This is a genomic window from Micromonospora sp. TSRI0369 (genome assembly GCF_001905625.1).
GTDB lineage: Bacteria > Actinomycetota > Actinomycetes > Mycobacteriales > Micromonosporaceae > Micromonospora > Micromonospora echinospora_A.
In genome coordinates this window covers 370,304-382,137 of sequence record NZ_LIVU01000001.1, presented here as the reverse complement: position 1 = coordinate 382,137, position 11,834 = coordinate 370,304, and the positions used below count along the sequence as shown (strand labels likewise).

Here is an 11,834-nt window from a genome sequence, read left to right as displayed (position 1 = left end):
GGGTCGCGGTCAGGCCGCGGCCAGGCGGGCGGCGCGTTCCTTGGCCGCCTGCTGCAACGGGCCCTCCCGGTAGCGCCGGGGCACAGCGGCCAGCGCCAGCCGCAGCGCCCGCGCGCTCAGGTCCGCCGACAGCGCGGTGGTGGGCAGGCCCAGCCCGCCGTAGAGCCGCAACGCCCACGGCGGCAGCATCCCCAGCGCGGTGGCGGCGATCCCCAGGTACGCCCAGCGCGGCGGCCCCAGGTTCAGGCCGACCCGCGCCGGCAGGTTGAGCTTCCACGGGATCGGCGGCGCGGTCAGGAACAGCGCGGTCTCGGCCGCCTCCCGGGTCATCCGCAACTGCGGGCGTACGTCCCGGTAGTAGTCCGCCACCTCCGCGGCGGTACCCGGCACGTCGCCCGGGTCCAGCCCCACCAGGGCCGCCGACCGGCGCTGCTCGGTGTAGTAGCCGTCCACCTCGTCGTCGGTGAGCGCCAGACCGGCCCGCCGGGCGGTGCTCACGAACGACTCGACCTCGGTGACGTGCACCCAGCGCAGCAGCTCCGGCTCGTCGACGCGGAACTCCTCGCCGGTGAACGGGTCGGTGGCGCGCATCCGGGCATGCCGCGCACGGACCCGTCGCCCGGCCGCCTCCGCCTCGGCTGTGGTGCCGTAGATCGTCGTCCCCACGTAGTTCGCCGTGCGGACCAGCCGGCCCCAGGCGTCCGAGCGGTAGTTGCTGTTCTGCGCCACGCCCGCCATCGCGCGCGGATGCAGCGCCTGGAGATAGAGCGAGCGCAGGCCGGCCACGATCAGGATCGGCTCCTCGTGCACCTTCCACGTGACCGAGCCCGGACCGAACAGGCCGAGGTCGTCAGTGTCCACCGATCAAGAGTGCCACGCCGGGCGCGGCGCTTCGCTCAGTCGTCGGCGGAGCGGCGCGACTGGCAGGCCGGGCAGAGACCCCAGAAGGTCACCTCGGCCTCGTCCAGCTCGAAGCCGTGCGCCACGTTGGGGTCGAGGCAGGGCGCGCTGCCCACCGCGCAGTCCACGTCGGCGATCTCGCCGCAGCCCCGGCACACCACGTGGTGGTGGTTGTCGCCGACCCGGGCCTCGTACCGCGCGGGACTGCCGGCCGGCTCGATCCGGCGGGACAACCCGGCCCGCGACAGGGCGCCGAGCACGTCGTAGACGGCCTGGGTGGAGACCGAGTCGATCCGCTGGCGGACCCGCCGGGTGATCTCGTCGACCTCCAGGTGACCACCGGCGGAGAGCACGTCCAGCACGGCGAGACGCGGCCGCGTGACCCGTAGGCCCCTCGACCGGAGCAGTTCCTCACCCGTGGACATGAATCCATGACAGCACGCAGGTGACAGGCCGACAAGCGAGCGTCCCCGCGGGTGTCCCGGGCCACAGGTGAACCGGCGGGGCCGCGCCTGCGTGTGTCGAGGTACACAGCCTCGCGACGTACGCTGAGCGCGCCTTACCACCCACTCGCCGGAGGTGTCGGTGTTCAGGGAATTCAACGGTCTACCGCTCCACGTGCTCGTCATCCACGCGGTGGTGGTGCTCGTGCCGCTGCTGGCGCTGTTCGCCATCGCGTACGGGGTGCTGCCCCGCTGGCGGCACCGGCTGGACTGGGCGGTCGCCGCGCTCGCCGTGATCACCCCGGCGGCCGCCTGGGTCGCCACGGAGTCCGGCGAGGAACTGGAGGGGATCCTGCGTGCGAAGGGCTACCCGCCGGACCGGCTCCAGCAGATCAGTGAGCACGCGTCGTACGGGGACACGCTGTTCTGGTACGCGCTCGGGCTCGGCGCCGCGGCGCTGCTGCTCGTGCTGTCGACGAGCCGCTTCGTCGCGGGCCGGAACCTGCCCCGCTGGCTGCCGATCCTGCTCACCGTCGCGGTGGCGGTGCTGGCGGGCTTCGCGCTCGTGTACGTCTACCTGACCGGTGACAGCGGCGCCAAGATGGTGTGGGACGGCATCGTCTGACCGCTGCGGGTCAGAACAGCACCCGCGAGCAGAGCAGGCAGGTGAGCAGCACCAGCACCACGGCGACGACCGCCCCGACGCCATAGGTGAGCCGCTGCGCGCGCTGCTCCGCCTGATCCATCGCGGCCATGTCCTGCGGCGGAAGCCGGCGGGGTGGTGCCGGCTGGACGTGCACCGGCGGCCGCCAGCCCGGAGGCGGAGGCGTACTCGGCGGCGGACCGGCGTAGCCACCGGCAGCCGGGTCACCGGCGTACCGGCCCGGCCACGGCCCGCCCGCCACCGTCCAGCCGCCGGCCGCCTCCGGCTTCGCCCACGGGCTCTCGGTGGCCGCCTCGCGCGACCACGGGCTGTTCGGCCCGGCCGCCCCCAAGGCGTCGGCGGGGGTGGTGACGTTCGCCCCGGCCGCGCCGGTTCCGGTCGGCCGGCTCCCGGCTTCGCCGGTTCCGGGCGCGTCCCGCCCGCCGGGGTCGGCGTGGTGGCTCACGGGTTCGAAGCCGGCGGGGCGGCCGACCGGTCCGGGGTCGGCGGGGTGGCTCACGGGTTCGGGACCGCCCACGGGTCCGGGGTCGGCCGGGTGGCTCACGGGTTCGGGGTCGGCGGGGTGGCCCACGGGTCCGGGGTCAGCCGGGCGGCCCAGGGGTCCGGGATCGGCGGGGTCGCCCACATGTCCGGGGTCGGCCTGACCGGAGCCCGTCCCGCCTGGGCGGGACGCCCCGGCGTCGTTCTCCTCGCCCGTGGCCTGTTGCTCCGGGCGTCGCCAGGTCTCGTCGTCGGGGCTGCCACCGCTCGGCGTCGTCACGCCGTCCGACGCTACCAACGCCCCGGCCGGTCGGCCGCCCGACACCGGCACCTCGGCGCCTGCCTCTTGCGCGGCGGGCTCCGGCCCGCTGCCGGGCCCGACGGGATCGAGTGGCCCGTCCGGGCCGGGCCGGGCCGCCCAGGATCACGGTGCCGCCGTGCCGGGCCGATCAGGATTACGCCCCGTCGTGCCGGCCCGTTCCGGTCATGTCCTCTCCGTGCCGGGCTGTTTGAAATCACGGCCCGGTCCGCGCCGGGCTGTTCCCGATCACGGCCCCCGTCCGCGACGGGCGTCGCGGGATCGAGGTGGCCGCCGGTCCGGCGGTATCGTTGCTGCTCGTGACCGACCCCGGCATCCGGACACCGCGCGGCGACGACGACCGCGTGGTCGACCTCAGCGAAGACTTCGTGGTGCTGCCCGAACAGACCACCGACGACACCGACCGCGGCTGGGGCGAGCGCCCCGGCGGCAACGACGACTGGCTGCTCGCCGAGCGCCCGCCGCACTGGGACTGACCGCTCCGCGTCACCCGCGTACGACCACGGCGAAGCGGCTGCCCTCCGGCAACCCGACCGCCCGTCGCGCCTGCTCCGGCGGCAGCGCCAGGTAGAGCGCGGAGGATCCGTCGACCGCCCCGGTGGCGCCGACCACGTCGAGCACCAGCGCGCGCGGCGCCAGCAGCGTGGGATCGGCCGACCCGCCGGCCGGCACCACCAGGAGATCGACCCGGGCACCTGGACGCAGCACCGCGAGGGCGGCCGGCTCGGCCAGCCGGATCGGCACACCGACCGCACCGGCCGGCAACGCGCGTGGCCCGCCGGGCGGCGTACCGGCCGGTGCCGTCGAGGCTGCCGGTGGCGCGCCGGGTTGGCAGGACGGAGGTGTCTGGAGCACCGCCGCGGCCAGTCCCAGCAGCACCGCGACGAGTGTCACCCGCAGGAGTGTCCGGCGCTGCGGCAACCCGCGCCAGCGGACCGGACGCAACGTCGCCTCGCCACCCGCCACCGCTGCCTCCCACCGTCGGCCAACCATCCGACCCGCAGGCTAGGACCGGGCCACAGTCGCCCGCCGCCCCACCGCTCGCCCCTGTGGATAACCCGCCGCCCTGTGCACAACAGCAGTCCGGGCAGGGCCCGGCGTCACCACTTCGGGGAGGTGGTCACGTCCGGTGCGGCTGGGGCCGCCAGTTCGGGGAAGTGGTGCTTTCCGGGCGGGCTGATGCAGCAACTTCGCCGAGCTGGTGAGCAAGGCGGGGTGAGGCAGCAACCTCGCCGAGTGGGGAGCAACTGCGGCGAGCCGGCCTGCCACACGAAACGTGGCCGCCCCGGAGGCGGGACGGCCACGTGCAGCGCGAAGCGTTGGTCAGGAAGAGCTGGACGCCGCCGGCGCCTTGCCCGCCGTCGACCCGGACCCCGAGCCAGAACCCGAACCCGAACCCGAACCGGACGACGACCCCGAAGAGGACGACGAGGACGAATCAGACGACCCTGAAGAGGACGACGAGGACGACTCGGACTTGGTAGCCGGCTTGCTCGCGGCGCCGGTGCCGTTTTCGGAGCCGGACGTACGGGAGTCCGTGCGGTAGAAGCCGGAGCCCTTGAACACGATGCCCACCGAGTTGAAGAGCTTTCGCAGCCGCCCCTCACACGCCGGGCACTCGGTCAGCGGGTCGTCCGAGAAGGACTGCACCGCCTCGAGCTGGTGGCCGCACGCGGTGCAGGCGTACTGGTACGTGGGCACGTTCTCCTCCGGATCTTGGCACGGCCTGTTGGCACTCGTGGTCTTCGAGTGCCAATGGTGCGTCATCACCCCCGGGTTCGTCCAGCGGAAGCGCCCGGGCCCACACCCGGGACGGCCACCAGCCCGTCCGCCGGAGTGATCACACAGTGCACCGGGCGGTCGTGCGACTGCGCGGGGACCGCCTCGACCAGCTCGCCGTCGTGCAGCAGAGCCACAGTCGGCACCGTGGCGGGCACCCGCGCCAGCGCCCGGTCGTACGAGCCGCCGCCGCGGCCGAGTCGAATGCCCAGGCGGTCCACGGCGACGGCCGGCACCACTACGAGTCCCGCCGCGGCCACGGCGGCGCGGCCCCGGGGCGGCGCGGTCGGCTCGCGCATGCCCCGGCCGGCGGCGCGCAGCGACTCCCGCCCGTTGTAGGGGGCCCAGTCCAGGTCCAGGTCGTCGCAGAGCACCGGCAGCAGCAACTCGGCGTCGGGCGGCAGCGCGGCCCGCAGCACGTCCGGCAGGTCGTCCCCGCCGGGCTCGGAGGCGACCGGCACGTACGCGCTCATCCGGGCCGGTCGCAGCCGTCGTACCAGGGTCACCAGCTCGGCCTGGACGGCGGCTGCCGCCACCGCGCGGTCGGGCGCGGACAGCGACCGGCGGGCGGCGAGTAGCGCGACGCGCATCTTCTGCTTCGCATCGTGCGCTTCATCCGAAAATTCCGGCACGCAACACTCCTGACGCAACGCTTGCCTAATGGTCGCTCTGTGTCAGCATCGCACCAAGGGGCGCGGAACTTCCGGGGGGAAGCTTGACGCTACGCGGGCGGTTGACGGCAGCCTTCCTCGCGGTGGTGCTCGGCCCCGTCCTGCTCGGCGCGCTCTTCGTCGGAGCCGCGTTGAGCGCCGTCGACCGCAGCCGCGCCACCGAGCGACTGGGCCTGGCCGCGGCCGGTGTGCGTACCTCGATCGACGCGCTCTGCCAGCAACTGCGCGCGGCGGCTGACGCGGTCGCGCTCGTGGGTGACCCGGCCGCCCGGTCGCGTGCGGCCGACCAGGTGGTCGGCCGGGGGCTGGCCGCCGCCGTGCTGATCGCCGACGCCGCCGGCCGCACCACCTATGTCACAGCGGGCGGCCCGGCCGGGCGCTGGCAGGACTGCGCCGGCGCCCCCGCCACAGGAGTGGGCGCGCTCTCCGCCCAGGTGCGGCTGCGCGATCCGGCCGGCACCGACCTCGGCGCGGTCGCCGCCGCGCAGCCCGTCGACCGGGCCTTCGTGGCGCGACTCGCCGCCGTCACAGGCGTCGCGGTCACCCTCCTCGACGCCCCCGGGCAGATCACCCACACGACCGAGGACCAGGGAGTACGCGCAGCGGTGCTGGCCGCCGCCGGCAAGGCGCACGGGAACGGGGTGGCCGGGACGGGCGACGGCCGGTACGTGCGGCGGGTGGGCCCGATGCCCGGTCAGCCGCTGCCGCTGGTGCTCTCGATTCCCGGTGAGCGCCCGCCCGGCCTGTACGGTGCGCTGATCGCGGCGGTGGCGCTGGCCGCCCTGCTGGCCGTGCTGACCGCCTGGCGGCTCGCCCGGGTGACCACCCGGCCGCTGGGCGAGCTGGCCGGGGCGGTGGACCGGGTGGCGCGCGGCGACCTGAGCGCCCGGGTGCCGGTGCGCAGCCGGGACGAGATCGGGCGGCTGGCCGGCGCGTTCAACCGGATGGCCCGGGAGACCGGCAGTTACGTGGCGGCGCTGACCAGCAGCCGGGACCAGCTCCGCAACCATCTGGCCGTGCTCGGCGACACGCTCGCCAGCACGCACGACCTGCAACGCATCCTCCGGGTGATCCTGGACAGCGCGATCGCCGCCACCGGCGCCCGGGCCGGCGCGGTGCTGCTCGTCGACGCCGAGGGCGTGCTGGTCGGCCGGTGCGTCGAAGGGCTGGCCGGACGCCGGCCCACAGGCGATCCGGCCGACCCGGCGACGCTGCGGGTGCCGGTCGGCGCCGGGGTGCTCGGCGCGGTCGCCGCCACCGGCGAGCCGCTGCGCGGCCGGTGGACCCCACCGGAGACCCCGACCGGGGAACCGTCCTGCGAGACGTACGTGGCGGTGCCGTTCGCCACGCCCGGCGGCGCCGAGTCGCGCGGCCCGGACCGTCCCGGCCACCCGCCCGCCGACGGCGAGCCGCCCGGCTCGGCCTGCGCGGCGCTCGGCGTGCTCGTGCTCTACGACCGGCTCGGCGGGCCCGAGTTCCACGACGACGACGTGGTGACGCTGCGGACGTTCGCCGGGCACGCGGCGGTCGCGGTGGAGAACGTCCGGGTGCACGAGGAGGCGCAGCGGCTGTCCCTCACCGACCCGCTGACCGGGTTGTGGAACTACCGCTACCTGCGCGAGTCGATCCGCCGGGAGGTGGAGCGGGCGAACCGGTTCGGGCGGATGCTCAGCGTGCTCGCGCTCGACCTGGACCGGTTCAAGCGCGTCAACGACACCTGGGGGCACGCCGCCGGGGACGCCGTGCTCGTCGAGTTCGCCCGCCGGGTACGCGGCGTGATCCGGGAGGTGGACCTGGCGTTCCGGCAGGGCGGCGAGGAGTTCGTGGTGCTGCTGCCGGAGACCGACGCGCGGGGCGCCACGATCGTCGCCGAGCGGCTCGGCGCGGTCGTACGGGACCAGCCGGTGACGGTCGAGGGGAACGCAGACGAACCGGTCCATGTGCCGGTGACCGTCTCCATCGGCATCGCCGTCTACCCGGACCACGCCGCCGACGGCCAGCAGGTGCTCGACGCCGCCGACGACGCGCTGTACGCGGCGAAGGCCGCGGGACGCGACGGCTACCGGCTGGCCCCGGCGCCCGATCCGGTTCCCACCCAGGACATCCCGGTGGTGGCCGCCACCGTCAGCCCGCCGGACGGGCTGCCCCGGGCGGGCACGGCGGACGCGCCGGGCGCCGTCCAGGGCGGCGCGTCTTCCGGTCCTCACCCGCCGCGGCAGAGCCGTGGCCGATAGTCTCGCGACATGTCGGAGCACTCAGCGAACCCCTCAGCGACCCCCGGTCGCTCCCGCGCGGTCAAGGCCGTGATCCCGGCCGCCGGCCTGGCCACCCGGTTCCTGCCGGCCACCAAGGCGGTTCCCAAGGAACTGCTGCCGGTCGTCGACCGGCCGGTTCTGCAGTACATCGTCGAGGAGGCCGCGCAGGCCGGCATCGACGACATCCTGCTGATCACCGGTCGCGGCAAGACCTCGATGGTGGACCACTTCGACCGCCGGCCCGACCTGGAGGAACGGCTCGCCAAGAAGCCCGAGCTGCTGGCCGAGGTCAAGCGCACCGAGGAGCTCGCCGCGATCTACACGGTCCGCCAGCCGGAACAGCTCGGCCTCGGTCACGCCGTCGGGTACGCCGAGTCGCACGTCGGCGACGCGCCCTTCGCGGTGCTGCTCGGCGACGAGTTCGTCAAGCCCTCCGAGCCGCTGCTGCCGGCCATGCTGGAGCTCCAGGCCCGCACCGGCGGCGTGGTGCTCGCCTTCTTCGAGGTCGACCCGGCCGAGACCAGCCGCTACGGCATCGCGTCGGTCGAGCCCGCCGAGTCGGAGTACGCCGACATCGCCGAGGTCGTCAAGGTCACCGGCATGGTGGAGAAGCCCAGCGCGGAGGACGCGCCCAGCAACCTGGCGGTCCTCGGCCGGTACGTGCTCCCGGGGAAGATCTTCGACGCGATCCGGCGTACCGACCCGGGCAGCGGCGGCGAGATCCAGCTGACCGACGCGATGGAGCTGCTGCGTACCGAGGGGGTGCCGGTGCACGCGATCGTCTACCGGGGCACCCGCTACGACACCGGCATGCCGCTGGGCTACCTGCAGACCGTGGTGCAGATCGCGGCCGAGCGGGAGGACCTGGGCGCCGAGTTCCGCAAGTGGCTGACCGAGTTCGTCAACAACGGCGACGAGACGGTCACCGCTGCGATCCTCAACGGCGTGCGTGACGCGTCCGGCGGTGCCGATACATGACCGCGACGGCCGACGCCGAGGCGGCCGCGAACGAGTTGACGCCGCTCGCCGACTACCTGGGCAGTGTGCTGCGCAGGTTACGCGCGCTGCCTCCACTCGACCTCGACCTGACCCAGGCGTACGGCAACGTGCTCGCCGAGGACGTGGTCGCCCCGCACTCGTACCCCGCCTTCGACCAGGCGGCGGTGGACGGGTACGCCGCGCGCTGGGAGGACATCTCCGGTGGGAGTCGGGGGCCGGGCTACGTCCCGGCCCCCTCCGGTATGCCCGGCGGCCGCAGCATCCGCCTCAACGTCGTCGGTGACCTGGGCGCGGCGAGCTGGCGGCCGGTGCGGCTCACGCCCGGCTCGTGCTTCTCGGTCGCGGCGGGCGCGCCGCTACCGATCGGCGCCGACGTGGTCGTCCCGGTGGAGTGGACCGACCAGGGCATGGCCGCCGTCGAGATCTTCCGCGCACCCAAACGGGGGTACGGCCTGCGCCGCGCCGGGGAGGAACTGGTCGCCGGGACGCTGCTCGCCCGCGCCGGCGCGTACGTCTCACCGGCGCTCGTAGCGGTGTTCGCCGCCACCGGCATCGGGCACGTCGTGGTACGCCCCAGTCCGCGCGTGGTCATCGTGGCCACCGGCGACGAACTGGTCGACGTGGGCCGGGGCAGCCAGGCCGGGCAGGTGGTGGACACCAACTCGCACGCGCTCACCGCGGCGGCGGCCGAGGCGGGCGGGCTCGCGTACCGGGTGGGGATCTGCGACGACGACCCGGAGGCGCTGCGCGGCCTGCTGGAGGACCAGACGCTGCGGGCCGACCTGATCATCACCACCGGCGGCACCGGCACCGGCCCGGGTGACATGGTCCGCCGCATCCTGTCCCGCCGCGAGGGCGGCCGGGCCGGACCGGTCACCTTCACAGAGGTGGCCCTCTATCCGGGAACGGCTCTCGGGTTCGGTACGGTCGGTGCCGAGGAGGTGCCGGTGGTGTGTCTTCCCGGCGAGCCCGGCGCGGCGCTCATCGGCTTCGAGGTGCTGGCCCGCCCGGCCATCCAGCTGCTCGCCGGCGCCGAGCCGGTGTTCCGGCCGAGCGTCCGCGCGCACCTGCTGGAGACCGTCTCGTCGCCGGCCGGGCTGCGCGAGTTCCGGCCCGCGCACGTCGCCGAGCGGCGCGGCGGGGGATACACGGTGCAGCCGCTCGCCGGTGGCCCGTACACGCTGTCCGGCCTGGCCGAGGCGAACGGCCTGCTGGTGCTGGGCGAGCGGGTGACCACCGCCGCCGCGGGGTCCACTGTCGACGTGCTCCTGCTGGACCGGCGCCGGTGAGCGCGAGGAGTGAGCTTGCGAGCCCCGCAGTCGCGAACGAAAGGCCGGCTCGGTGAGGTTCTGGCGGGCTCCGGGATGGCCGGCGGTGCTTGTGGACGGCCCGGTGGTGCTGCGGCCGTACCGGCGTTCGGACGCCGGCGCCTGGTCGGAGATCCGGCGCGCGAACCGCGAATGGCTGGCACCGTGGGAGTCGCACGTGCCCGGCGGCTGGTACGAGACCAACTCGCCCGCGGCGTTCCGGCTGGTCCACGCCGACCAGCGCAAGTCCGCGCGCAGCGGTGAGGGCATGCCGTTCGCGGTGTGCCTGCGGGAGGACGGCCGGGAGCGGCTGGTCGGTCACGTCAACATCGGCAGCATCGTGCGGCGGGCGTTCTGTTCCGGGTACGTGGGCTACTGGGTGGACTCCCGGGTGGCCGGCCGGGGCGTGATCCCGACCGCTGTCGCGCTCGCCGTGGACCACGCCTTCGGACCCGGCGGGCTGCACCGTATCGAGGTGAACATCCGGCCGGAGAACATGCCGTCCCGCCGGGTGGTGGAGAAGCTCGGCTTCCGCGAGGAGGCCTATCACGTGCGCTACATGCACATCAACGGCGCGTGGCGCGACCACATCGGATACGCGATGACCGGCGAGGAAGTAGTGGCCGAGGGCGGCTTGCTGGCGCGGTGGCACCGCGTACGTGACACCCGCCGCTGACGTGCCCGCCCGGCGCGGCGCACTGTGAACTGGGTCGACGGCCCGTAACCTCAAGTAACTGCAAGCTGTGGCAAGCGCTGCCCGCCCGCACGAAGTGCGCCGTAAACGACGGTCGACGGAACAAGTTGCGGCGTGTGGCGCTCGCCAGAGAACTTTGGTGACGGGAGGGGTGAGGGTGCCCACGTCGGTGCTCCTCGCCGTCCTCGCCGCCGCCGGTCTGCTCGCCCTCGCTCCGGCGCTGGTCCGCCGGTACGACGCCACCGAGCGGCTGGTGGCGGAGCGGGCGCAGTCGACGGCGCGGGTGCTCCAGCGCCAGCGTCGACGGCGCACCGTGCCCGGGCGGCGACCGCTGCACCCGCCGCGCTCCCTCGTGGTGACCCTCAGTGAAGACTCCGACACGGGTAGTCTCGCCCGTCCGGTCTCCGCACCACCGCTGCGCCGCCGTTCCGGTCGGCTCCGGCCCGTCTCCGCCGTCCCGGCGCAGTCCCGCCGACGGAACCCGCCCCGGCGGCGGCACACGCCGGCGATCTACCGTCGGCGCCGGGTGCTCGCCGCCCTGCTGTTGCTCAACCTGGTGGAACTGGGCGGCGTGGTGCTCGTCGGACCCGGGTTCTGGATCAGCGTCTCGGTCACCGGGGCGCTGCTCGTGGCGTATGTCGTACACCTGCGGCAGCGCGCCCTGGCCGAGCGTCGGCGGCGGCGCGCGGACGCCCGGGAAGCGGCCTGGCTGGCCGCCCGCCAGGCCGAGGTGCGCCGCGAGCAGGCCCGGCGTGCGGCGGCCCGCCGGGAGGCGCAGCGCCGGCTGGCCGCCCAGCGCGAGGCGGTCCGGCGTACGGCGATGGGGCTGGACCGTCCCGCGGATCTGCCACCGGCGGCGAGCGGCGGCTCGGTGTCCTACCGGCGGGCGGGTGGCCTGCGCGGACGCCCCTACCAGTCCGGCCGAGGCGCCTGACCGATCTTCGCGTGCGCGCCCGGCGCGGCCCTCGTCCGCGCCGTGATCGCCCAGCGGGTGGAACGTCATGGGTGTCACCGGCCCTCCATGGCACCCATGACGTTCCACTCACGCGGTTGGCGCCGCCCGTGGCGGGCGATCTTGGAAGAATTGGGCCCCTCCGAGGGCCGCTTCCTTCCAAGATCTACGTGGGCGGTGGGGCGGTTCGCGCCGCGGGGGCGCGACCTGTTAGCCTTGTCGCCGGCCCACCCGGTGAAAGCTGGGTGGGACCGACGCCGGTTCGCCGGCGGAGGGGCTGTGGCGCAGACCGGTAGCGCACCTCGTTCGCATCGAGGGGGTCAGGGGTTCAAATCCCCTCAGCTCCACCAGTAACACCGTTGACCAGGGGA

13 protein-coding genes, 1 tRNA gene and 1 pseudogene are annotated in these 11,834 nt (G+C 74.6%); 9 read left to right on the top strand and 6 right to left on the bottom strand.

Annotated features, from left to right (window positions below; all coding sequences use genetic code 11):
- Window positions 1-9 precede the first annotated feature (9 nt).
- Window positions 10-861 (bottom strand): oxygenase MpaB family protein, encoded by an 852-nt coding sequence (locus AMK25_RS01810; RefSeq protein ID WP_073825541.1) that lies wholly within the window; start codon window positions 859-861, stop codon window positions 10-12.
- Between the two features lie 35 nt (window positions 862-896).
- Window positions 897-1,325, bottom strand: a complete 429-nt coding sequence (locus AMK25_RS01805) for a Fur family transcriptional regulator (protein ID WP_030501115.1) — start codon at window positions 1,323-1,325, stop codon at window positions 897-899.
- Window positions 1,326-1,485: 160 nt separating this feature from the next.
- Here AMK25_RS01805 and AMK25_RS01800 point away from each other — a divergent pair, with 160 nt between their 5' ends.
- Window positions 1,486-1,968 (top strand): DUF2231 domain-containing protein, encoded by a 483-nt coding sequence (locus AMK25_RS01800; RefSeq protein ID WP_073827026.1) that lies wholly within the window; start codon window positions 1,486-1,488, stop codon window positions 1,966-1,968.
- A gap of 10 nt (window positions 1,969-1,978) precedes the next feature.
- Here the strand turns inward: AMK25_RS01800 and AMK25_RS01795 are convergent, their stop codons facing one another.
- Complete coding sequence (locus AMK25_RS01795) at window positions 1,979-2,506, bottom strand: hypothetical protein (RefSeq protein WP_443189895.1); 528 nt, start codon at window positions 2,504-2,506, stop codon at window positions 1,979-1,981.
- 599 nt (window positions 2,507-3,105) lie between these two features.
- Here AMK25_RS01795 and AMK25_RS01790 point away from each other — a divergent pair.
- The gene (locus AMK25_RS01790; RefSeq protein WP_370013414.1) at window positions 3,106-3,282 is read left to right on the top strand and encodes a hypothetical protein; all 177 of its coding nucleotides are present in this window, start codon (window positions 3,106-3,108) and stop codon (window positions 3,280-3,282) included.
- Window positions 3,283-3,292: 10 nt separating this feature from the next.
- Here the strand turns inward: AMK25_RS01790 and AMK25_RS01785 are convergent, their stop codons facing one another.
- A complete protein-coding gene (locus tag AMK25_RS01785) occupies window positions 3,293-3,799 on the bottom strand; it encodes a flagellar biosynthesis protein FlgA (protein ID WP_073825535.1) in 507 nt (168 codons plus the stop codon).
- A gap of 283 nt (window positions 3,800-4,082) precedes the next feature.
- Between AMK25_RS01785 and AMK25_RS32570 the strand changes: the two genes are divergently transcribed.
- Window positions 4,083-4,352, top strand: coding sequence for a hypothetical protein (locus tag AMK25_RS32570; protein ID WP_241826211.1), 270 nt, complete (start codon window positions 4,083-4,085; stop codon window positions 4,350-4,352).
- Window positions 4,353-4,414: 62 nt separating this feature from the next.
- Here AMK25_RS32570 and AMK25_RS32565 read toward each other — a convergent pair.
- Window positions 4,415-4,573: pseudogene (locus AMK25_RS32565) on the bottom strand (FmdB family zinc ribbon protein); the annotation flags it as partial.
- Entirely contained in the window at window positions 4,573-5,217 is a 645-nt protein-coding gene (locus AMK25_RS01775; RefSeq protein ID WP_073825532.1) for a 5-formyltetrahydrofolate cyclo-ligase, read from the bottom strand. The gene AMK25_RS01775 and the pseudogene AMK25_RS32565, both read right to left, overlap by 1 nt.
- Window positions 5,218-5,300: 83 nt before the next feature.
- On the opposite strand from AMK25_RS01775, the gene AMK25_RS01770 reads away from it, so the two are divergent.
- The 6 genes from AMK25_RS01770 to AMK25_RS01745 all read left to right on the top strand — a co-directional run bounded on the left by AMK25_RS01770 (window position 5,301) and on the right by AMK25_RS01745 (window position 11,813).
- Window positions 5,301-7,490, top strand: a complete 2,190-nt coding sequence (locus tag AMK25_RS01770) for a GGDEF domain-containing protein (protein WP_073825529.1) — start codon at window positions 5,301-5,303, stop codon at window positions 7,488-7,490.
- A gap of 9 nt (window positions 7,491-7,499) precedes the next feature.
- Entirely contained in the window at window positions 7,500-8,489 is a 990-nt protein-coding gene (locus AMK25_RS01765) for a UTP--glucose-1-phosphate uridylyltransferase (RefSeq protein ID WP_073825526.1), read from the top strand.
- Window positions 8,486-9,799 carry a molybdopterin molybdotransferase MoeA gene (locus tag AMK25_RS01760; protein WP_073825523.1) on the top strand — a complete coding sequence of 438 codons (1,314 nt, stop codon included), beginning with the start codon at window positions 8,486-8,488 and terminating at the stop codon, window positions 9,797-9,799. Before AMK25_RS01765 ends, AMK25_RS01760 begins: the two co-directional genes overlap by 4 nt.
- A gap of 52 nt (window positions 9,800-9,851) precedes the next feature.
- Window positions 9,852-10,493, top strand: a complete 642-nt coding sequence (locus AMK25_RS01755; RefSeq protein ID WP_073825520.1) for a GNAT family N-acetyltransferase — start codon at window positions 9,852-9,854, stop codon at window positions 10,491-10,493.
- Window positions 10,494-10,662: 169 nt separating this feature from the next.
- Window positions 10,663-11,445: a divisome protein SepX/GlpR gene (sepX, locus tag AMK25_RS01750; protein ID WP_184681852.1), complete on the top strand. Its 783-nt coding sequence runs from the start codon at window positions 10,663-10,665 to the stop codon at window positions 11,443-11,445.
- Between the two features lie 291 nt (window positions 11,446-11,736).
- Window positions 11,737-11,813: transfer RNA gene (locus tag AMK25_RS01745), tRNA-Ala, on the top strand.
- The last annotated feature ends 21 nt before the right edge of the window (window positions 11,814-11,834 follow it).

Coding starts and splice junctions, on each gene's coding strand:
- AMK25_RS01805 (WP_030501115.1), bottom strand. CDS start 1,325: ATGTCCACGGGTGAGGAACTGCTCCGGTCGAGGGGCCTACGGGTCACG.
- AMK25_RS01785 (WP_073825535.1), bottom strand. CDS start 3,799: ATGGTTGGCCGACGGTGGGAGGCAGCGGTGGCGGGTGGCGAGGCGACG.
- AMK25_RS01765 (WP_073825526.1), top strand. CDS start 7,500: ATGTCGGAGCACTCAGCGAACCCCTCAGCGACCCCCGGTCGCTCCCGC.
- AMK25_RS01760 (WP_073825523.1), top strand. CDS start 8,486: ATGACCGCGACGGCCGACGCCGAGGCGGCCGCGAACGAGTTGACGCCG.